At 62.0% G+C, this 18,934-nt stretch carries 22 protein-coding genes; 10 read left to right on the top strand and 12 right to left on the bottom strand.

Annotated elements, in window-relative coordinates:
• Positions 1–198: 198 nt before the first annotated feature.
• The 3 genes from LPJGGPFB_RS29145 to LPJGGPFB_RS29135 all read left to right on the top strand — a co-directional run bounded on the left by LPJGGPFB_RS29145 (position 199) and on the right by LPJGGPFB_RS29135 (position 2,024).
• The gene (locus LPJGGPFB_RS29145) at positions 199–684 is read left to right on the top strand and encodes a DMT family transporter (protein ID WP_173423408.1); all 486 of its coding nucleotides are present in this window, start codon (positions 199–201) and stop codon (positions 682–684) included.
• Positions 681–1,103 (top strand): DMT family transporter, encoded by a 423-nt coding sequence (locus LPJGGPFB_RS29140; protein WP_173423407.1) that lies wholly within the window; start codon positions 681–683, stop codon positions 1,101–1,103. The genes LPJGGPFB_RS29145 and LPJGGPFB_RS29140 overlap by 4 nt, the downstream gene beginning before the upstream one ends.
• Positions 1,104–1,526: 423 nt before the next feature.
• On the top strand, positions 1,527–2,024 hold the full coding sequence (locus tag LPJGGPFB_RS29135; RefSeq protein ID WP_173423406.1) for a DUF2165 family protein: 498 nt from the start codon (positions 1,527–1,529) through the stop codon (positions 2,022–2,024).
• Between the two features lie 54 nt (positions 2,025–2,078).
• On the opposite strand, the gene LPJGGPFB_RS29130 is transcribed toward LPJGGPFB_RS29135, so the two are convergent.
• A complete protein-coding gene (locus LPJGGPFB_RS29130; RefSeq protein ID WP_173423405.1) occupies positions 2,079–2,390 on the bottom strand; it encodes a hypothetical protein in 312 nt (103 codons plus the stop codon).
• 111 nt (positions 2,391–2,501) lie between these two features.
• Positions 2,502–2,975 (bottom strand): GNAT family N-acetyltransferase, encoded by a 474-nt coding sequence (locus LPJGGPFB_RS29125; RefSeq protein WP_173423404.1) that lies wholly within the window; start codon positions 2,973–2,975, stop codon positions 2,502–2,504.
• Between the two features lie 658 nt (positions 2,976–3,633).
• Between LPJGGPFB_RS29125 and LPJGGPFB_RS29120 the strand changes: the two genes are divergently transcribed.
• Positions 3,634–4,053, top strand: a complete 420-nt coding sequence (locus tag LPJGGPFB_RS29120; RefSeq protein WP_173423403.1) for a VOC family protein — start codon at positions 3,634–3,636, stop codon at positions 4,051–4,053.
• A 141-nt stretch (positions 4,054–4,194) separates the two neighbouring features.
• Positions 4,195–4,404, top strand: coding sequence for a hypothetical protein (locus LPJGGPFB_RS29115; RefSeq protein WP_173423402.1), 210 nt, complete (start codon positions 4,195–4,197; stop codon positions 4,402–4,404).
• 283 nt (positions 4,405–4,687) lie between these two features.
• On the opposite strand, the gene LPJGGPFB_RS29110 is transcribed toward LPJGGPFB_RS29115, so the two are convergent.
• Positions 4,688–5,941: a D-amino acid dehydrogenase gene (locus LPJGGPFB_RS29110; protein ID WP_173423401.1), complete on the bottom strand. Its 1,254-nt coding sequence runs from the start codon at positions 5,939–5,941 to the stop codon at positions 4,688–4,690.
• A 210-nt stretch (positions 5,942–6,151) separates the two neighbouring features.
• Between LPJGGPFB_RS29110 and LPJGGPFB_RS29105 the strand changes: the two genes are divergently transcribed.
• Positions 6,152–6,613, top strand: a complete 462-nt coding sequence (locus tag LPJGGPFB_RS29105) for an Lrp/AsnC family transcriptional regulator (RefSeq protein WP_077502660.1) — start codon at positions 6,152–6,154, stop codon at positions 6,611–6,613.
• 159 nt (positions 6,614–6,772) lie between these two features.
• Here LPJGGPFB_RS29105 and LPJGGPFB_RS29100 read toward each other — a convergent pair whose 3' ends face one another.
• Entirely contained in the window at positions 6,773–7,030 is a 258-nt protein-coding gene (locus LPJGGPFB_RS29100; RefSeq protein ID WP_173423400.1) for a hypothetical protein, read from the bottom strand.
• A 729-nt stretch (positions 7,031–7,759) separates the two neighbouring features.
• Positions 7,760–8,746 carry a GH25 family lysozyme gene (locus LPJGGPFB_RS29095; RefSeq protein ID WP_327795845.1) on the bottom strand — a complete coding sequence of 329 codons (987 nt, stop codon included), beginning with the start codon at positions 8,744–8,746 and terminating at the stop codon, positions 7,760–7,762.
• On the opposite strand from LPJGGPFB_RS29095, the gene LPJGGPFB_RS33395 reads away from it, so the two are divergent.
• Complete coding sequence (locus tag LPJGGPFB_RS33395) at positions 8,667–8,855, top strand: hypothetical protein (RefSeq protein WP_234903115.1); 189 nt, start codon at positions 8,667–8,669, stop codon at positions 8,853–8,855. The two genes, LPJGGPFB_RS29095 and LPJGGPFB_RS33395, sit on opposite strands and share 80 nt — an antisense overlap.
• A 103-nt stretch (positions 8,856–8,958) precedes the next feature.
• On the opposite strand, the gene LPJGGPFB_RS29090 is transcribed toward LPJGGPFB_RS33395, so the two are convergent.
• A complete protein-coding gene (locus LPJGGPFB_RS29090; RefSeq protein WP_173423460.1) occupies positions 8,959–9,435 on the bottom strand; it encodes an Rrf2 family transcriptional regulator in 477 nt (158 codons plus the stop codon).
• A 123-nt stretch (positions 9,436–9,558) separates the two neighbouring features.
• Positions 9,559–10,446, bottom strand: a complete 888-nt coding sequence (locus LPJGGPFB_RS29085; RefSeq protein ID WP_173423398.1) for an NAD(P)/FAD-dependent oxidoreductase — start codon at positions 10,444–10,446, stop codon at positions 9,559–9,561.
• Positions 10,447–10,779: 333 nt separating this feature from the next.
• Between LPJGGPFB_RS29085 and LPJGGPFB_RS29080 the strand changes: the two genes are divergently transcribed.
• The 3 genes from LPJGGPFB_RS29080 (at position 10,780) to LPJGGPFB_RS29070 (ending at position 13,874) form a co-directional block, all read left to right on the top strand.
• Entirely contained in the window at positions 10,780–11,367 is a 588-nt protein-coding gene (locus tag LPJGGPFB_RS29080; RefSeq protein ID WP_173423397.1) for a YqaA family protein, read from the top strand.
• A gap of 249 nt (positions 11,368–11,616) precedes the next feature.
• Positions 11,617–12,891: a glycosyltransferase gene (locus LPJGGPFB_RS29075; protein ID WP_173423396.1), complete on the top strand. Its 1,275-nt coding sequence runs from the start codon at positions 11,617–11,619 to the stop codon at positions 12,889–12,891.
• A gap of 11 nt (positions 12,892–12,902) precedes the next feature.
• Entirely contained in the window at positions 12,903–13,874 is a 972-nt protein-coding gene (locus LPJGGPFB_RS29070) for an NAD-dependent epimerase/dehydratase family protein (protein WP_173423395.1), read from the top strand.
• A 21-nt stretch (positions 13,875–13,895) separates the two neighbouring features.
• On the opposite strand, the gene hpaI is transcribed toward LPJGGPFB_RS29070, so the two are convergent.
• From hpaI to hpaD, 5 genes are all read right to left on the bottom strand, one after another.
• Positions 13,896–14,711: a 4-hydroxy-2-oxoheptanedioate aldolase gene (gene hpaI, locus LPJGGPFB_RS29065; RefSeq protein ID WP_173423394.1), complete on the bottom strand. Its 816-nt coding sequence runs from the start codon at positions 14,709–14,711 to the stop codon at positions 13,896–13,898.
• A gap of 9 nt (positions 14,712–14,720) precedes the next feature.
• Positions 14,721–15,524, bottom strand: a complete 804-nt coding sequence (hpaH, locus tag LPJGGPFB_RS29060) for a 2-oxo-hept-4-ene-1,7-dioate hydratase (RefSeq protein WP_173423393.1) — start codon at positions 15,522–15,524, stop codon at positions 14,721–14,723.
• Positions 15,525–15,527: 3 nt separating this feature from the next.
• On the bottom strand, positions 15,528–16,397 hold the full coding sequence (locus tag LPJGGPFB_RS29055) for a fumarylacetoacetate hydrolase family protein (RefSeq protein WP_173423392.1): 870 nt from the start codon (positions 16,395–16,397) through the stop codon (positions 15,528–15,530).
• A 58-nt stretch (positions 16,398–16,455) separates the two neighbouring features.
• Entirely contained in the window at positions 16,456–17,868 is a 1,413-nt protein-coding gene (locus tag LPJGGPFB_RS29050; protein ID WP_173423391.1) for a pyridoxal phosphate-dependent decarboxylase family protein, read from the bottom strand.
• A gap of 69 nt (positions 17,869–17,937) precedes the next feature.
• Positions 17,938–18,918: a 3,4-dihydroxyphenylacetate 2,3-dioxygenase gene (gene hpaD / locus LPJGGPFB_RS29045; protein ID WP_173423390.1), complete on the bottom strand. Its 981-nt coding sequence runs from the start codon at positions 18,916–18,918 to the stop codon at positions 17,938–17,940.
• Positions 18,919–18,934 lie beyond the last annotated feature (16 nt).

Here is an 18,934-nt window from a genome sequence, read left to right as displayed (position 1 = left end):
CAGACCCAATGTCAGCGCGTCCCCTAGCTGTTGGATTCCACGGGAGAGGGTGCTCGTTTGAAGCTGGCCGCGGGCGAGCCGCCGGAAATTGGCCGGCGAAAGCAATCGAACGCTGTCAATCGCGGGCCCGAACCTCTAGGAAAAGCAAACGGCGATTGATGACTGCCGAATGATCGATTTTGTTGCGAGCACCCATTCATGACCACTCCCTCCGCACCTCGGCTGAACCCGTTGCACCTGCTGGCCGCCTTCGGCACGGGCGGGCTTCTAACGCTGATGGTTCATTTCAACGGAGAACTGGGCCGATACGGCAACGCACTGTTCTCGTCCTGGGCAGCGCACGGCACGGGGACAGTGGCGGCACTTGTGCTGCTCGCTATCCTCTATCCCTGGCGCGCGCGAAATGCAGGGGCGAAGCCGCATGCGCCGCTGTGGGCCTATCTTGGCGGGATTTCCGGCGCCATCACCGTCATGCTCACCTCGTTTGCGGTGAACTCGCCGCTTGCATTGTCCGGTACGCTTGCCCTGGGCCTGGCGGGCCAGGTGATCTTCAGCATCGTGGCGGATCGCTGGGGGCTCTTCGGCCTGCCGATGCGTCGTTCGGATCGTCGAGATCTGGCCGCCATGGTCCTGATCCTTGCCGGCAGTGCGCTCATTATCCTCTTCGGCAGGGGCAACGCATGACCCTGCCGATCCTTTTTGCCTGCCTCGCCGGAGTTCTGGTCGGCGTCAGCCGACAGGTCAATGGCCGGCTCAGCCTTTCGACGTCGCCGCTGATCGCGTCGTTCTGGAACCATATCGTCGGCTTCGTCGCCCTGAGCATTCTCGGCCTGTCTATTGGCGGCCTCATTCCCGAAGGGGCGGCGGACGCCCCCTGGCATGCCTATCTCGGCGGCTCGATCGGCGTCGTCTTCGTCGCTGCCGGTAGCTGGCTCATCGCGCGCATCGGTGCCGTCAATACCGCGCTGCTGGTGATCGGAGGGCAGATGGTCTCGGGCGTGGCGCTTGATGTGTTGCAGGGCGTCTCTGCGGGGCTTCTTGCCAGTGTGCTCGGCGTCACCTTGATCCTTGTCGGCATGGCGCTGACCCAACGCCGCCGTTGAACAGGCGACCGGCGCAGGCAAGCGCTATCGCCGCGTCAGTGGACAACCACCGCCGCCTCCGTCGTCATTTTTGCTGATGGGGGTAGTTTGCTGACGGGAACGGGCGACACGGCTTTGCCGATCATGCCTTGCGCAGGCCCTCGTTCGATCCCTGCGCAAGGCAATAGACCCAAGGTCCGCCGCCGCCGATGGTGGCACCGATTTCGTGGCCTCAATAAGGCGTCCAGGTATGTGGCGCACCGCGGCGGCGCTGATGGCCAGCTGATCCCCAACTTATTCCCGAAAATGTGGACAGCCTTCATTCCGGCGGAAAAGCACAGGCCGGAAAAAATGACGATGTCGGCGTCACATCTGCCTGCTGCCATTCGTCATCTGGGTATCGCGATCAAACGCGTCCGTCTCAACCCATGGTGATATCGAAAAATGACCCAGTTGACTTCGCTCCTCCTGATCAAAGCCATCCTGCTTTCCGGTCTCGCGCTCTGGCTTGCCATTGTCGTGCTCAACAACGTCGTCGCGTTTCGCAACGGCGTCTTTTCGATTGGTTTGTTGATGCGCATGCAGCTCTTCGATCAGGAGCCCGCCATCCGCACGCCGCTGCTATCGCGCCGCGTCAATGGCGCCCTGTGGCATCGTGCGGTCTTCAGCTTCGTTCTGCTGCTGGAGGTGGCGACCATGCTGCTTCTGGCCGCAGCAGCGTTTATGTTTTTCGGCGCGCTCCTCGGCATATCGGCGGGTCCCACGGCTGTCATCTGGGCCAATCTCGCTTTCGCAGCCTTCATAGCCCTCAGCCTGGTCATGCTGATTGGCGGTGCCTGGTTTGCCTACTATATCCGCCAGGACACCCTGCAGATCACCCATTTCATCCTGATCGGGCTTGGCGTCGCCGGCACGCTGCTGGTGAACATGCCGGCTCAATAGAAAAGCTCGCTTGGCGTGGCCAACCGTACCGGTCAACCACGTCGGGCCCGGCAGTTATCGCCAACGCGCATTGCTTTGGCAGGACACGCCGACAAGGACGCCGATAGCAAAGCCGATCAGTCCGGCGGTGCTGACAACCGTCGTCGCCGTGCCTGGATTGTCCTTCGCCGCTTCGACGACGCTCTGTCCCTGTGCACGCACGACACGCGCGGCCGAACGAACCCGCCCTCTCGCATCCTCCGCCAGATCGGCGGCGCTCTCGGCAGCCTCGCCAGCGCGTGCGGAGATCGATCGGGTCAGATCGGCAACCTGTGCCCGCAGTTCGGAGATCTGGTCTTCGACGGATCGCTGAATGTCATTGGCCATTTTTGCACCTCGTTTGTTATAGCAAGGGTGCAACGAAGAAGGGCGGCTTAAGTTCCGCGCGGGATTGCAAACGAGGCGACCGACGGTGCCGTGTTCACGAAGGAGCTACCTCTAGGATGGCTTGAGTGTCTTGCTCATATTGGTGCCGGTCACGCGAAATCCTGTTGCCTCATAGACGTGCCGGGCGCGCGGGTTGTTCTCGGCGACACGCAACTTGATCTGCTCGAACCCTTTTGCCGAGAGTTCGACCTCAAGCGCAGCCATGGCGAGCTTTCCAAGGCCTTTTCCCTGATGATCGGGCAGAATATGGAAGTCGCTGATGAAGGCTGAGCGGCCCATTGCGTCCGGTCGATACCAGAGATAGCCGACATGCGCGGCACTTGCGCTTTCGATCAGGCACAGTAGGACGCTGCCTGGTGTATCGACGCCTTGCGGCAGATCCTCGGCGATCTCGCTCGTTGCCTGCGCCAGCGCGTCTGCAGCCGGGATCCCGTAGTTGGCGGCGATCTCCGCGGCATAGTCGGGAATGAAATAGGCGAGATATCCAGCGTACTCGCTCTCAAGCATCGGCCTGAATGAGATCATGGTTCCTTCGCATATCTGCAGAGTTCGGTGAGCAGTCCGGCTGCTGCCAGTCCGGCGGCACATGCTGTGGAAGGCCTACTGCATGTCTCTTTAAATCGTATCCGGTTCAAGGGTAAAAACAGCCAGCAATTTCAGGTGCGACATTGACCTTCGTGCGTCCGTCAGGACGCGCGGCGCTGTAGTGAACGGCCACGTGGTCTCGTGGCAGCGAGGTAGACGTCAATCGCCCGCCCGACCCCATCCTAAAACTGATGGCGATCGCGTTCCCGGGTCTTCTGCCAGACAAAGGCAGTCGAACGCAACAGGTCTGTGCGGATTTTGATGAGGCAGCGGGAAATCTCGAAAACAAAAAAGGCCGGCAATGCCGACCTTTTCCCGTTCGCTGCTTTGCCCTGCCAGTACATCCGTGGTCAGCGGTTTAGCGCGAACTCTGACCGGAACACATCCGTCTCACCGAGACTGTCTATGCTCAACGATCAATTCGTTATGCCCCATATGGCGAGCGATTGCGGCCATTTCAAGCCCTGGAAACAAGGTCGTCGATAATCTTCTCCAAAAGTCTTGCGCGTGAGGGGGCGACCAAGGCTGTACCTGACGGCCATTGACGAGCCTCGGGCCGGACCTAAATCCCTGTCGATTGCGAACGGAGGATTTGAGGATGGAACTGCATCGCGGCCGATTGATCGACCATATCCAGCTGGTGATCAAGGATCTCGGCGCCAGTCGGCGGTTCTACGAAGCGGTACTGCGTGCTCTCGAGGTGCCGTTGGGAGGCGTGGGCGAAGACTATTTTTGGGCCGACGAACTGTTCGTCTCGACGGCCGGCAGCCAAGCGGCCCAGGGTAAGCTGACCGGGCGCCACCATCTGGCATTCCAAGCCCGGGACCGCGCCATGGTCGACGCCTTCTACAAAGTCGGTCTGGAAAATGGCGGCAAGGACAACGGTCGACCCGGCGAACGTCCCTATCATCCAGGCTACTACGCCGCGTTCCTGCTCGATCCCGATGGCAACAACATCGAAGCCGTCTATCACGGCGCCGCCAGCCGTAGCACCAGTTCGGTGAAGATCACGTTCTAGGGGCGTATGTCCGGGGGAGGCGTGATGCCTCGGCGCCCATGATGTCATGGGGCTTCTTGGCAACGCCAGCGCGCAGGCGAGACGTTCACTTGACATTTTTCTAAAAATAGAACAAAAAGAGAACGGATGTGGAGATGAACGATGACCCGCACTGAAATCATCAATCGCGCACTGGCCGCCGTCGCCGACTCCCGCCTGAAGCGAGAACGTGACAGCGAGCGCCGCAAGCAGATTTTTGGCCGTATCGACCTGACTGCGCCTTTGCCGAAGCTGAGCCGCGGCGTGCAGCTGAGCTTGAACCTCGATGGTGGGCGCAAGCAATTCGACCTGAAAAGGGTGAAATCCCATTGATCCTGAACGCGCACAGGCGATGACCAGCGGATTTTCCTGGAATTGAGCCGGGGATGTATGCGCTCGGGTGCTTTGCCGGCTGCTCTTTGTTCCTATAGCGCGGGCGAGTGCGCGAGCGCTTTCGGCGCCAGCGAAAGAAAGTGGGCGGATCTGCCGCCGCAACCGGGCGACGGAGCTGGCGGCGCCGTCACTGTTTAACGTCTTGTAGAATGGCGGGCCGAGGCGCCGAGTTCGATCTCGGCATCTGCCGGCGCCGCGAGGCGCCGGCCCGTTGCGTGCGCCGTCAATGATATCGGTTGATTGCCAGGTCCGCTGTTTCGATCTCGGGCTTGGAACCGCTGATGAGATCGCTCAATACGCGGCCCGAGCCGCAGGCCATGGTCCAGCCAAGCGTGCCGTGACCGGAGTTGAGAAACAGGTTGGCGAAGCGCGTAGCGCCGATCACCGGCGTTCCATCCGGCGTCATCGGCCGCAGCCCGGACCAGAAGGTTGCCTGCTTCTGGTCGCCCGCGCCGCCGAACAGGTCTTCGACCGAATGTTCGAGTGTGGCGCGACGCGTCTGGGGAAGGTCGTTGCTGAAACCGGCGATCTCCGCCATGCCGCCGACGCGAATGCGATCACCGAGCCGCGTGATGGCGATCTTGTAGGTCTCGTCCATGATCGTCGATACCGGCGCGCGCGTCTCGTCGACGATCGGCACGGTGATGGAGTAACCCTTGACGGGATAGACTGGCAGGCGAAGGCCGAGCGGCTTCAGAAGCGCCGGTGTGTAGCTGCCGAGTGCTGCCACGAAGATGTCGGAACGGATTTCGCCTTCAGCCGTTTCGACGGCGACGATGCGTTTGCCGTCCTGGCGAAGCCGGCGGATGTCGACGCCGAACCGGAACTGGACGCCGAGAGCTTCGGCGCGCTTCTGCAATTCGTTGGTGAACTTGAAGCAGTCGCCGGTTTCGTCATTCGGCAGCCGAAGGCCGCCGACGATCTTGTCGCGGACCGGCTGTAGCCCGGGTTCCGCGGCCACGCAGCCGGCCGGGTCGAGCACCTCGAACGGCACGCCATCGGCCTTCAGCACTTCGATGTCCTTGCCGATGCCATCAAGCTGTTTGGCAGTCCGGAAGAGTTGCAGGGTGCCTTGCGTGCGGTGATCATAGGCGATGCCGGTTTCCTCGCGCAGAGCAATCAGGCAGTCGCGGCTGTATTCGGCCAGGCGAACCATCCGGCCCTTGTTGATGGCGTAACGGGCCGAGGTGCAATTGCGCAGCATTGCGGTCATCCAGCGCCAGGTGGCGGCGTCCACCATCGGGCGGATGATCAAGGGCGCATGCTTCATGAACAGCCATCTGAGCGCCTTTTGCGGGATACCGGGCGCCGCCCAGGGAGACGCGTAGCCCGGCGAGATTTCGCCGGCATTGGCAAAGCTCGTTTCCAGCGCCGGGCCGGGCTGACGATCGAGGACGGTCACCTCGTGGCCGGCCTTGGCGAGATAGTATGCAGAGGTCACGCCGATCACGCCGGCGCCCAATATGGTAATCTTCATCGCATCCTCAGGATCACAGATCGATCGTCCAGCAGCCTGAGGCCGACACAAGGTGCTTGCATTTGCCGCGTACCTCCAAGTCCCCCGGCTCTCCCAGAAATTGCTTCAGAGCATAGTGAAATAATCGAGCACGATCATGCGAAGTAGCGCTTGAAAATTCCATCATTGACTGATTTTAGGAGTATTCGGCGGAAAAACGAAAGAATCTGCATGTCCGGTCTTGATGCGATCGATCGCAACATCATTCGCCTGCTGCGCCTCGATGCGCGCATGAGCAACACCAAGCTCGCGGCAGAAGTGGGGCTGTCACCATCGGCCTGCCTGCGGCGCATCAATCTGCTGGAACAGGGCGGCGTGATCCGAGGCTACACCGCGCTGGTGGGAAACGTCGATGGCGACAACGCCATTGCAGTGATCATCAACATCACCCTGGAACGCCAGACGGAGGAGCACCTCAACCGCTTCGAGGCGGCGGTCAGAAAGCACCCGGAAATCCAGGAATGTTACCTGATGACCGGTGGTTCCGATTATCTGTTGCGGGTCGAGGTCGAAAATGCCGGCGACTTCGAGCGCATCCACAAGGAGATCCTCGCAAAGCTCCCAGGCGTCCTGCGGATCCATTCCAGCTTTTCGATCCGCAACGTCCTTGCGTCACGCTCGCGGCGGCGATAGCTCGGCCGTGTGGCTATGGATGGAACGCGTGCCGCTTCCTGATCTCGTGAAAGGTTGCCGGCGGGCAGGGCCAAACGTGTTTCGGCGTGCTGCCTGTCCGCCAGTTCTGTCGTTGCAGAGACGATGGCCGCAGCCATCGCTTTCCCAATTACGTTGGTATCAGTGAAGCGCGCGCTGCGCTGGTGGCGTGGATTGCAGCCACGGCGGAAAAGCCCGGCTTGAAACCAGACGCGCAATCAGGCGTCCGCTTGGCGCGAGGACGTCAACGATCGCGCCACGATACTCGTATTCCTCGGCGAGTTCGTCGGCGATGAGCTGTCCGTAAGCGACTGCGCGGCCGTCATTGGGGTGCTGTTTGCCGGCCTGATCGCGGCTCGTCACGCCGGCCGCATGGATATGGTACATGTAGCGGGGCATGGTCCGCCGCTCCTTTCCGTTTTGCATGGGCTTTCAATGCTTCTCGCATCCACAACCGCTGGCCGGGGGATGTCGGAGACACGCGATGACGGGATTTTATAACACGGTTTGTGGGACCGTTCCCGTGACATGGGCGTGACGGCCGCGGCTGCGGGTGTCACTTGCGAGGCAAGCCTCTGATATCATTGAATTTTGCCGCTGGCGGAGGATGGGGCTCGTCCATGCGAAGGGCAGTTTCAAGCCCGTTTGGGCCGATCTTTCTGTCTTCGGCTGATGTTGCGAGCCATCCGATCGGCGCTGAGTGCATGGCTGGTCTGCGAACTCGGATCTACGAAACCGACCGGTTTCTTGTATAGTCAACTCATCGAAGCAGCGCATCTCCTCCCGCAACGCTTCGATAGTTGCAGGCGCTTTCTCCTCCTCCCAAAGAGCGCTTGCCGGAATGGCAACACTCCTCCTCCCAGTTGCCATTCAATCCATTCAAGAGCCTGCCGCACCTCCTCCCGCGGCAGGCTTTTTCTTTTCCGGCGCGGCCTATACGCAAGACTGGCGGCATTCAGGGGAGCCTGGATTTTGGGCGGGAGAGCGCGACTGGTGTATCCAGAAAGAGGGGCGGCGCGTTTCGCCTTGCAACGCTACCGCAGGGGGATTGCGTCCGAGGCTGACGCATCTTTAAACCGAAATTTGTCGATCCGGGCGCGCGCCGGGCGCCCGGTCGGTTACGATGGCCTAGCTTGCGCGCCGGGCGAGCCAGTTCTGCCAATCGTTCTCATCGCCGTGAAAGACATTGAGGTCGATCTTGCCTTCGACGCCGTGCGAGAGGCCCGATCCCGAATATTGCCAGAAGACCCACTTGCGGCCCGGATATCTCTTTGAGGGGTGAGCCGCCACCGAGCGCAGCCAGAACGGATAGTCGAGCAGTTCGCCCGAAAGGTTGTCGGCATAAAAATCCGGGGCGGTGTAAATGATCGGGCGCTGGCCGTAATGCGCCTCGAGCTTGTCCATGAAGACCTGCATCTTTTCAAGCACGCGGGCGCGCGACAGGCGCCGCTTGCAGCTGGACTCGCCATTGTATTCGACGTCGATCACCGGCGGCAGAGCGCCGGCTTCACGCGGAACATTGCGGATGAACCAGTCGGCCTGCTCGCCGGCAGTCCGGCACCAGTAGAAGAAATGATAGGCACCGCGCTTCAGTCCGGCTTCCTTGGCCTTGCGCCAATTCTTCTTGAACATCGGGTCTAGGTGGTCGCCGCCATCGGTCGCCTTGATATAGGCGAAGTTGGCACCCTGGGTGCGCAGCTTGGGCCAGTCGATCTCGCCCTGCCAGCGCGACACGTCGACGCCATGGACGGCCATCTTGCGTGGCGATGCCCGTCCGAAATTGATCGGCTTGGCGTCGCGGAAGCGATGCCCGTAAATTTGCGAGCGGGTTCCCGGCGTCGTCAGAACCGCGGGTGTCGCCGGCACGATGGCGGCAACGGGCCGCTCCAGCGGCATCGGTGTTGCTGCGGCCCTTGCATCCGGTCGGAAGGCTTCCGGTTCCGGCACCGCCCCTGCCCAGGCGAGCACTTCCTGCGGCGGCGCAGCTTGCGCCTGGGCGACGCCGACACTGGCCGAAGGCACGGGAGATGTCGGCATGACCGAGCTCGTCGTTTCGCGCGACGGCTGTTGCGGCACGATCGTGTCCAGCGTCGAACTGGACGTGCAGCCTGCCAAAACCAGACAGGCAAGGAACATTGCTGGCACAGCTGAGAAACGCATGAACACCCGTACGCAAAACATTGTCGACGGCGAGGAACAGTGCCGCCAGACCCCATTGATGTGAAATTGCTAACGGAAACTTACCGGAAAAGACTAAATACAATCTTTACGACCGCCCCCTTGAGGACGCTGAGGCGGAGCGGATGGTGCAATGGCGCAGTCAGCACTCAATCTGCGCTGTTCGGGTGGTCTGCACATGAGGGCAACCTGTTGCCCATGGCAGCGCCGTAGCGCTGCTCGAAATCGGCGGCGATATCGGAAACGGCGATTTCGCCGAGGCGCGCGAGCAGCAGGGCCTCGGCCTCATCGAGCGTTCGCTCCAGCGCCGAATTGACAGCCTGTTCGACCAGGCATTTCGGTTCGTCGGTGGCGACACCCATGGCGAAGAAACCTGGACTGCCGATGGTTCGATAGACATCGAGGAGGGTGAAATCGGAAAGCGGCCGCGACAATGTCCAGCCGCCGCCATGGCCCTTTTCGGACGATACGTAACCGGCGTCGCGAAGTCCGGCCATCGTGCGGCGCACGACGACGGAATTCGTACCGAGCATCCGGGCGATCGTTTCGGATGTCATTGGGGCCGCATGCTTTTCCATGTGCAGCAATACATGCAACAAGCGTGAGAGTCGTCCGTCCTGTCGCAATGGCATTCTTCCCTGTTTTCCTTTGATAACGTTTTCCTTTGATAACATGGAACATGCAGGCCAGGGGAGCCCGCAGTCCCGGTGTTCAGCGGTGCGCTGCCGGGACCTGTCGCGATCGGCCTCTCAGTCGAACATGAGGGATCGGTGAGTGGCAGCACCCGCCATCGCCCCATCTCCGACAGACAGCGCGACCGATCCCGTCGGCCTCGCCGCATCGCCGCAGGCAAAGACGCCGGCAACGGTCGTCGCCTTCATGGAATCGGTTCGGATGTAGCGACCAAGCGGGCCGTCATCAAAGGCGCAGCCGAGCTGTTCGGCAAAGGGCGACGAGACCACCGTCCTGGTGGTAGTGAACAGGCCATCCATTGGCAGCACCCGTCCGTCCCGCATGACAACGTCCGCCCGTTCACCATCGAGCCTGTGGACGATGCCATGCTCCACCGTCACATTCCGCCGTGCTAGCTGCTGCAACTGGTCGTGATCGGGTTCGAATGCCCCGTTGAGAAAGAATGTCGTTGGACCCCAGTCCGGCAGCATCAGGGCCTGATGCATCGACAGGGGCGATGTCGCGAGCACGCCGATGCTCCCCTCGTCGAGTTCGTAACCGTGGCAATACGGGCAGTGGAAGACGCTTTTGCCCCAGCGATCGGCAAGGCCTTCAAGCTCCGGCAGGACATCGGTGACACCCGTGGCGAGCACAAGCCGCTTTCCGGTAACCTCCGGGCCTTGCCGCAAGGCGACCTTGAAGCCATCCTGCATGCGTTCGGCATGGGTGGCCTCAGCCTGCAGCCACTCGACCGTCCGGTATTCCATCAACTGCGCGCGGGCTTCGGCGGCAATGTCTGCCGGAGTGCTGCCATCCTGGGTGAGGAAGCCGTGCGACGTGCGGGCGAACCGGTTCCGCCGCAACCCGGTGTCGATCACCAACACCTTCCGGCGGGCGCGTGCAAGTTGAAGACCGGCGGAAAGCCCGGCGTAGCTGCCGCCGAGGATGAGTACGTCATGGGTCATGTCGGGCCTCGTTTCGTGAATATCGTATCTTATTAGGTTACATGAGTAGCGCTTTTTCAATATCATGGCACAATAAAAGTTACGTGATGGCGTCAATGAAGCGGCGCCAACCGGACTGAACCGGTTCGGTCGCGAGCGCGAGCCGCTGCAGAGAGGAGGGGTCGCCGGACAATAAGAGTTGCGCAGCGCGATTTCGGGGCAGACAAAAATCCGCCCCTTTGCTAACCGACTGCACAATATCGATGTGTGTTCAGTCTCTGTCCTCCGCCCCGGAGGATTGGAACTCTTCCCGCCAGGGTCCCATGGGGACGCCCATGAACGACCGGATTTGCCATGCTTCCCAGTTTGTATAATTGGACGATGGACCTCGCTGGCCGAAAGTCGGCGGCCTGGTGGCTGGCGGTTGTCGCCTTCGTCGAAAGTTCGGTTTTCGTGGTTCCGGCCGACGTCCTGTTCCTGCCGATGGTGTTGGCAAAACCGCATAGGGCCTATCGTTATGCCTTCCTTGCCACCCTGTTCTCGGTGCTTGGCGGCATCGCCGGCTGGTTCCTCGGCCACTATGCTTTCGACGCGATCGCCCGTCCGATCCTGCAGTTCTACGGCAAGATCGATGCGTTCGAATCCATGCGCGCTTCCGTGGACATGGAAGCGGTCGTGCTTCTGCTGGTCACATCGGGGCTTGCGCATGTACCCCCGATGAAGGTGGTCACCATCCTGTCCGGTGCAGCCAATGTCAGCCTTGGCATGTTCATCGCATCGGCGGTCATCACCCGCGGCGCACGTTTTTTCATCCTCGCCGCGGTGCTTCGCCGGCACGGCGAAGCGGTGCGGCACTTCATCGAGAAGCGCCTGGGCTTGATTGCGGCCATCGGTGCTGCAGCGCTCATTGTGCTTTACGGCCTATACGTCCTGGCAAAGTAGCAGCGGTCAGGCCAAGCCAAGGGCGTGCACATTGCCCGCTTCGGACGGATCAGCCGGTAGACAGCGCCAACTTCCCGCAGCCTTTGCGGCGTACCAGCCGGCATCCTCTCAAGCGGTTCGCGCGGTGCTGATCCGGCCATTCGCGCGCGGCGTCTACCGCAAATTGATGGCTTGCAAATCTGCTGCAACAGGCGGCGAAATGAAGGGGAACCAGGTCGCGCAGTTAAAGTCTCCGAGAGGCGAGTGTTCATGCGGCTTATCGTTGTCAACGACGTATCGGAGGCCCTGGGGGGTGCAACCAAGGTTGCGCTCCAATGCATCGAGGCGGGCGTTGCTGCGGGGCTCGATTGTGCCGTTCTGGTCGGCGACGACGGCGCCGGCATTCGCTCGCGTTTCCCGGGTGTCGAGGTGGAGGCTTTGGGCGAGCGCCCCTTGCGTGACGGCGTCCGCTTCACAAACCTGTTTGACAGGAACTTCAACCGCCGCGCCTACCTCGCCTTGCGGCGATTGCTCGAAGCCCGGAGCGACCCGACCGTCGTTCATGTCCACGGCTGGTCGCAGATCCTGTCGCCCTCGATCTTTCATGCACTCGCGCGCAGCAAGGCCAAGGTCGTCGTCACCGCCCATGACTTCTTCCTGTCCTGTCCAAACGGTGCCTATGTCCACTACGGCAAGGGCGAGGTCTGCACTGAGAAACCACTGTCGACCGGATGCCTCGTCAGTGCCTGCGACAAGCGCAACCACCTGCACAAACTGTGGCGGTTCGCCCGGGCGATGACCCAGACTGCCACGGGTGAGGCATTTTGGAGCCGCGTCGGGGTCATTCTCGCCCATGAGGGCATGGAGCCCTATCTGAGTGACGGCCCGCTTCGAAACTTCCTGACGTTGCGCACGCCGTCGACGCCGCTCACGCAATCCCCGGTCGAGGCCTGGAAGAACAGCCGCCCCATGTTTCTCGGCCGCATGTCGGTGGAAAAGGGCGTTCGAACCCTCGCCGAGGCGCTCGACGCCACCGGCAAGGCTGCGACCTTGATCGGAAGGGGGCCGTTGCTCGAGGAGATCCAGCGCGCGCTTCCGCACTGTTATGTTCCAGGCTGGCTCGATGACGACGAGGTTGCCGCTGTCGCATCGCGGGCGCGCTATTTCTTCATGCCGTCAAGGATGCCGGAACCCTATGGTCTGGTGGCCGCCGAGGCACTGATGTGCGGGATACCGGTGATCGCCAGCAGCAATGCGTTGATTGCCACGGAAATCGAGCAGCACCAGGCCGGGCTGGTGTTTGAGAGCGGCAATGCACGATCTCTTGCCGAGATCATGGCACTGATGGAGAGCGACGCTCTGGTCCGGCATCTGAGCAGGGGGGCTTTCGCCTATGGCAAGAGCGTTGCCCCCTCGAGAGACGAATGGCGCCAGCGGATCGTCGATATCTACTCAGGCCGGCTCAAATTCGTGACACGCGACAAGCTGAAAGAGGCAATGGGGCGGCCAGCCCGACAAGAGTTTGAAATGGCCGGCCGGATCTGAAAGGCAGGGGGATGGCGCGTGCATTGGTGACCGGCGGAGCCGGATTTGTAGGACGCCATCTCTGCGGCAAGCTGATATCGGAGGGTGTCGATGTCGTTTGTGTCGACAAGTTCGCGCGCGGAACCGGCGCGATGCGTCCCGCCGAATGGCCGAACCCGCCAAAGGCCGGCTTCTCTCTGATCGAGGAGGATTGCCGCCGCTATTTCGATCGCGCCGACGACCGGTTCGACATGGTGTTTCATCTGGCCGCCATGGTCGGCGGCCGCGTCATGCTGGAGACGCAGACGCTCCTGGTTGCCGAGGATCTCGCGGTTGACACCGACATGTGGCGTTGGGCGGCGCGCACGCGGCCGGGATCGGTCGTCTATTTCAGCTCCAGCGCCGCCTATCCCGTGAGCTTGCAACGACCGGAAGCTTATCGGAAGCTCAGCGAAGACATGATCGGTTTCGAGGCCAGCATCGGCGTTCCAGATCTGAGCTATGGCTGGGCGAAGCTCAGCGGCGAATATCTGATGAAGCTGTATGTCGAGAATTATGGCGGCCGGGCGGTCGCCTATCGCCCGTTCAGCGGCTACGGCGAGGACCAGGATCTGAGCTATCCGTTCCCGGCGATCTGCCGGCGGCTTCTGGAGGAGCGCGGGGCGGAGGAGGTCTTCGTCTGGGGCTCCGGCCGACAGTGTCGCGACTTCATCCATATCTCCGACTGCATCGACTTCGTCTGGAGAACCTTTACCCGGTTGCAGAACGGCGCCTGTCTCAACATCTCCACCGGCGTCGCCACCTCGTTCATAGAACTCGCCCGGCTGGTCAGCCGAGGCATCGGCTGGGAGCCAAAAATAAGCGGCCGGTCAGATAAGCCCGAGGGCGTGTTCTACCGTTGCGGCGATACGGCGCTACAGGCCTCCTATGGCCTTTCCCCGCGTGTCGATCTCGAGGCCGGCGTGGCGCTGACGCTCGACCATCTGCGATCGAGAGTGTACTGACCTATTGGCTGCCGTCGCCTTTCAATAGCCAGAGGCGGGTGTGTTCGCTCCGGCTATCGGTGCAGAAGCATGCTCGGCAAAGCTTGCACGCAGGCGACTGGTCGCCCCCACCAGCAGGCTGACATCGTTTCCGACCGCAACAAAAAGCGCGCCGAGTTCGAGGTAACGTTTCGCAAGTGCAGTGTCCGAGGTCAGGATACCGGCAGCCTTGCCGTGCGACTGGATCCGCGCCAGTGCGGCCTCGACGGCTTCCTGCACTTCCGGCGCACCGGGCCGGCCGAGAAAGCCCATGTCGGCGGCCAGATCCGCGGGGCCGATAAAGACGCCGTCGACGCCTTCGGTCGAGGCTATATCGTCGATGGCCGCCAGACCCGCCCGGCTTTCCACCTGCAGCAGCAGGCAGATTTCGGCATTCGCAGTCGGGAGATAATCGTCGATGCGATTGAAGGCGGAGGCACGGGCGAGCGCTGCACCGACCCCGCGCATGCCGTGTGGCGGATAGCGCACGGCCCGGACCAGCGCGCGGGCCTGTTCACTGGTTTCGACCATCGGCACCAGCAGCGTCTGCGCGCCGATATCGAGGAGCTGCTTGATCAGCCAGGCCTCGCCGATCGGCGGACGGATGATCGGATGGCTCTGCGAACCGGCAAGCGCCTGCAACTGCGCCATCATCAGCGGCACGTCATTGGGCGCATGTTCGCCGTCGATCAGCAGCCAGTCGAAACCGGTACCACCGCAGATCTCGGCGGTGTAGGGATTGGCGAGCGCCAGCCAAAGGCCGATCTGCGGCCGTCCTTCGGCAAGTGCCAACTTGAACATATTGCGTGGAGCAGGCATGGGCGCACCCTATTCGAAGTAACAGCTGACGGTTCCCTGCGGCCCGAAATCGGCGACAATGGTGTCGCCGTGGCGGGCCTCGACGGGGCGGATGAAGGAGCCGGCAAGCACGACCTGCCCGGCGTCGATGCGGTCGCCATAGCTGGAAAGCCGGTTGGCAAGCCAGGCGATGCCGCGGGCGGGATGGTTGAGCACGCCGGCACCCAGCCCGGTCTCTTCGACCTCGGCATTGCGCGAGACGATGGCGCCCATCCAGCGCATGTCGACATCCTGCGGGCGCATGGCCCGGCCGCCGATGACGATGCCGGCATTGGCGGCGTTGTCGGAAATCGTGTCGACGATGGTGCGGGCCTTCTTCGTTTCCGGATCGACACGCAGGATGCGCGTATCTAGGATTTCAAGCGCCGGGGTGACGTAGTCCGTGGCGTTGAGCACGTCGAAGACGCTGACATTGGGGCCGGCGAGCGGCGCCTTCATGACGAAGGCGATCTCGGCCTCGATGCGCGGCTGGATGAAGCGGTTCTTCGGGATCGTCGCGCCATCCTCGAACATCATGTCGTCGAACAGCACGCCGGAATCGGGGATGTCGATGTTGAGCGCATATTGCATCGCCTTGGAGGTGAGCCCGATCTTCCAGCCGATGACCCGGCGACCCCGCGCGATCTTCTGCTTCACCCAGGCCGCTTGCACGGCATAGGCGTCGTCCATCGTCATGCCGGGATGCTTCAGGGAGAGGAGGTGGGTCTGGACGCGGTTTTTTTCCGCCTCATCCAGCGCCTTTGCCGCATCGGCGATTTCGGTCGTATTCAACATGGATCAGGTCTCGTCGGCGATAGGGTTGCGCAGCACGCCGATGCCATCGGCCTCGACCTCGACGATATCGCCGGGTTTCAGCCAGATCGGTGGGTCAAAACGGGCGCCGGCGCCGGTCGGCGTCCCCGTGACGATGACGTCGCCTGGCGCCAGCGTCGTGAAGGTGGAGACGTAGTTGATGATCTTGCGGAACGAGAAGATCATCCGGCTTGTGCGGTCCTGCTGGCGGACCTCGCCATTGACGCGGGTCTCAAGCTTGATGTCGGCGATCTGCGCCTCGTTGGTGTAGGGAACCATCCATGGCCCGATCGACCCGGTGCGGTCGAAGTTCTTGCCCTGCGTCACGTTGAACTTGGCGTGCCGCACCCAGTCGCGGATCGTGCCTTCGTTGCACAGCGACAGCGCGGCGATGTGGTCGAGCGCCGAGGCCTCGGGGATGCGCCGGCCCCCCTTGCCGATGACAATGACGATCTCGCCCTCGTAGTCGAGCTGCGGGCTTTCGGGTGGACGGATCAGTGGTTGCCCGTGACCGGTGAAGGAGCGCGGAAAGCGGATGAACAGTGACGGGTTGGAAGGCGCTGCCTGCCCATCCCGATACTCTTCGTTGCGATCGGGGAAATTGACGCCGACGCAGATGATCTTTTCCGGTGCAGGGATCGGGATCTCGAAGCGGATATCGGCGAGTGACAAATCCGGAGCGAGGGCGGAAGCCTCGTCCGCCAGTTTTGTCAGGGCGCCGTCGGCGACGACTTCCCGCAGCGTCGGCCACTTCGAGCCGTAGCGCCGGGATAGGTCGATGATGCCATCTTGGGTGACAAGGCCGTATCCCTGGCCGCCAGCGGCGGCGAAGGTGGCGAATTTCGCAAAGGTCATTTCAATCCTCCGGCCTGGTCAGGCGATGCCGACGGGCAGGCATGTTTGATCTCGTGGATCACTGGTTTGACATTCGCACCGCGATCTCGGTGATGACATCGAACGCGACATCGGCATCCGCCTCCGTCATGTCGAATTGGCCGGCCTGGAAGCGGATGGCGACGCGGCCGTCGACCCGCGTCTGGGTCAGGTAGATCCGGCCATCGTCGTTGATGGCGTTGACGAGTGCGATGTTGTGAGCATCGCTGTCGGCGCCACCGCGATGTCGGAACGAAAACAGCGAGAAGCGCGGGGCCGTGACGATTTCGAAGTCGTCATTCGCTCCGAGGCGCTCGGCAAGGCGGCTCGCCCAGGCGACATGGTTGCGGATCATCGTCTTCAAGCCGTCCAGCCCGTGGAAGCGCAGCAGGAACCACAGTTTCAATGCGCGGAAGCGTCGGCCGAGCGGGATCGTCCATTCGGAATAGTTGATGATGCCGTCGCGGCCGTGTGTCTTCAGATATTCCGGCTGGATCGCCAGCGTGCGGACGAGATCATCCGGATTGCGGATGAAGTGCGCGGAGCAGTCGAACTGGGCGCCGAGCCATTTGTGCGGGTTGAAGACGACTGAATCCGCCTCTTCGACACCGGCCCAGAGTGAGCGGAATTCCTCGCAGATCATCGCGGAGCCTGCCCATGCCGCATCGACATGGACATAAAGGCCATGCTTGTGGGCGATCCGCACGACCGCGGCGATATCGTCGCAGGCGCCGGTACTGGTGCCGCCGGTGCAGGCGATCACGCCGGCCGGCAGAAGCCCTGCGGCCTTGTCTCTCAATATTGCCGCTTCGAGCGCCTGGCAATCCATGGACTGCAGCGGCCCGGTCACCGGGATGCGCACGAGGTTTTCCTCGCCGATGCCCGACACCCAGATGGCCCTGTCGATCGAGGTGTGGACCTGGTCCGAGGAGTAGATGCGCAAGGGAGCGTGCGCGCTGAGGCCTTGTTTGTTGCCCTTCCAGTTCAAGGCGCGCTCGCGCATGACGAGCACGGCAGACAGCGTGGCGGAGGAGGCCGAGTCCTGGATGACGCCGGAAAAGCCGTCGGGCAGGCCGATTGCCTGGCGCAGCCAATCGAGAACCCTGGTTTCAAGCTCGGTTGCCGCCGGCGAGGTCTGCCACAGCATGCATTGGGCGGCCATTGCCGTCACCAGATACTCGGCGATGACGGAGACGGGCGCAGCATTGGCGGGGAAATAGGCGAAGAAACGCGGGTGCTGCCAGTGGGTCATTCCCGGCAGGATGATCTTCTCGAAATCCTCGAAGATCGCCTGCATGTCCTCGCCGGTCTGGGGCGGGTTCGTCGGGAGCTGGGCGGCGATCGCGCCGGGTGCCGTCTGGGCACGAACCGGGCGGTCGCGCAACGACGCCCTATAGGCCGATCCCCATTCCGCAGCCTTCTGCGACCACTCCCCGAAAGTCTTCTCGTCCATTCCGTTCCTCCCCTTGTGCCGATGGCTGCCAGACCTCTTGTGCCGGCACCCAGCCTTTCATGCCCCGATTTACGGGGCGATGATAGGTTGCGCCTTCAATGCCGATTCCATCGTCTCGGCGCCGGCAAACTGGCTGCCTTCCTCGAACCAGGAGCGTGGCGCCGGCGCGCCCCAAAGCGTCTGGCGCTGCGGGTCCTTGAGATCCCATTTGATTGGTTCGAGATCAGGATCGACCGTCTGGTAATCCGAGCAATAGATCTCGATGCGATGGCCATCCGGGTCGCGGACATAGAGGAAGAAGGCATTGGAGATGCCGTGGCGGCCAGGACCGCGCTCGATGTTGGCGAGCCAACCGGAGGTCGACATCAGGTCGAGCAGGTCGATGATGTTGAGTGGCGTCGGCACCCAGAAGGCCGTGTGGTGCAGTCGCGGCCCGCGACCGTTGGTAAAGGCGATGTCGTGCACGCCGCCCTTGCGGTGGGTCCAGGCGGCCCAGAGACGGCCGGTCTCTTCGTCGGCCGTATATTCGGTCACCCGGAAGCCGATTTCGTTGTAGAAGGCGACGGCGTCATCGACATTGGGCGAGAAGCAGTTGAAGTGGTCGATGCGCAACGGCTTCACGCCGCGATAAAGCGCATATTTCTGGTGGATCGGCGGCAGGCGGTCCATTTTCGAATAGAATTCGAGCGGGATGCCTTGGGGATCGCGGGTGCGGAAGGTGCGCGACTGGTAGGGACGCTCGATCCATTCGACCGGCAACGCCTTCTGCTTGAAGAAATGCGCCGCCTTGTCGAGGTCCTCATCGCCGAAAACCTTGAAACCGAGATCGCGGGCCTCGGCTGTCGTCGCCTTCTTCAGCACGATGCAATGATGGCCGCGTTCTTCCATCGCACGCAGATAGATCGTGTCGGTGGTCTCGTCGGTCACTTGCAGGCCGAGCACGTCGACATAGAAGGCGCGCGACTTGGCGAGATCGGTGACGGCGAGTTCGACATGGCTCAACCGCACGATGTTGAAGGGCGGATGAAGGTTCGGTTTCGGTAAGGGCATTGTTGTCTCCTCCAGA

Source organism: Ensifer adhaerens, assembly GCF_013283195.1.
Lineage (GTDB): Bacteria > Pseudomonadota > Alphaproteobacteria > Rhizobiales > Rhizobiaceae > Ensifer > Ensifer adhaerens_G.
Note: the sequence above shows the minus strand (reverse complement) of the source record. Positions and strands in the feature narration are given on the sequence as shown.

Bases quoted from the DNA above. Each gene is read 5' to 3' on its own strand.
- LPJGGPFB_RS29145 (WP_173423408.1), top strand. From the start codon at position 199: ATGACCACTCCCTCCGCACCTCGGCTGAACCCGTTGCACCTGCTGGCC.
- LPJGGPFB_RS29140 (WP_173423407.1), top strand. From the start codon at position 681: ATGACCCTGCCGATCCTTTTTGCCTGCCTCGCCGGAGTTCTGGTCGGC.
- LPJGGPFB_RS29135 (WP_173423406.1), top strand. From the start codon at position 1,527: ATGACCCAGTTGACTTCGCTCCTCCTGATCAAAGCCATCCTGCTTTCC.
- LPJGGPFB_RS29130 (WP_173423405.1), bottom strand. From the start codon at position 2,390: ATGGCCAATGACATTCAGCGATCCGTCGAAGACCAGATCTCCGAACTG.
- LPJGGPFB_RS29125 (WP_173423404.1), bottom strand. From the start codon at position 2,975: ATGATCTCATTCAGGCCGATGCTTGAGAGCGAGTACGCTGGATATCTC.
- LPJGGPFB_RS29120 (WP_173423403.1), top strand. From the start codon at position 3,634: ATGGAACTGCATCGCGGCCGATTGATCGACCATATCCAGCTGGTGATC.
- LPJGGPFB_RS29115 (WP_173423402.1), top strand. From the start codon at position 4,195: ATGACCCGCACTGAAATCATCAATCGCGCACTGGCCGCCGTCGCCGAC.
- LPJGGPFB_RS29110 (WP_173423401.1), bottom strand. From the start codon at position 5,941: ATGAAGATTACCATATTGGGCGCCGGCGTGATCGGCGTGACCTCTGCA.
- LPJGGPFB_RS29105 (WP_077502660.1), top strand. From the start codon at position 6,152: ATGTCCGGTCTTGATGCGATCGATCGCAACATCATTCGCCTGCTGCGC.
- LPJGGPFB_RS29100 (WP_173423400.1), bottom strand. From the start codon at position 7,030: ATGCCCCGCTACATGTACCATATCCATGCGGCCGGCGTGACGAGCCGC.
- LPJGGPFB_RS33395 (WP_234903115.1), top strand. From the start codon at position 8,667: ATGACCGAGCTCGTCGTTTCGCGCGACGGCTGTTGCGGCACGATCGTG.
- LPJGGPFB_RS29085 (WP_173423398.1), bottom strand. From the start codon at position 10,446: ATGACCCATGACGTACTCATCCTCGGCGGCAGCTACGCCGGGCTTTCC.
- LPJGGPFB_RS29080 (WP_173423397.1), top strand. From the start codon at position 10,780: ATGCTTCCCAGTTTGTATAATTGGACGATGGACCTCGCTGGCCGAAAG.
- LPJGGPFB_RS29075 (WP_173423396.1), top strand. From the start codon at position 11,617: ATGCGGCTTATCGTTGTCAACGACGTATCGGAGGCCCTGGGGGGTGCA.
- LPJGGPFB_RS29070 (WP_173423395.1), top strand. From the start codon at position 12,903: ATGGCGCGTGCATTGGTGACCGGCGGAGCCGGATTTGTAGGACGCCAT.
- hpaI (WP_173423394.1), bottom strand. From the start codon at position 14,711: ATGCCTGCTCCACGCAATATGTTCAAGTTGGCACTTGCCGAAGGACGG.
- hpaH (WP_173423393.1), bottom strand. From the start codon at position 15,524: ATGTTGAATACGACCGAAATCGCCGATGCGGCAAAGGCGCTGGATGAG.
- LPJGGPFB_RS29055 (WP_173423392.1), bottom strand. From the start codon at position 16,397: ATGACCTTTGCGAAATTCGCCACCTTCGCCGCCGCTGGCGGCCAGGGA.
- LPJGGPFB_RS29050 (WP_173423391.1), bottom strand. From the start codon at position 17,868: ATGGACGAGAAGACTTTCGGGGAGTGGTCGCAGAAGGCTGCGGAATGG.
- hpaD (WP_173423390.1), bottom strand. From the start codon at position 18,918: ATGCCCTTACCGAAACCGAACCTTCATCCGCCCTTCAACATCGTGCGG.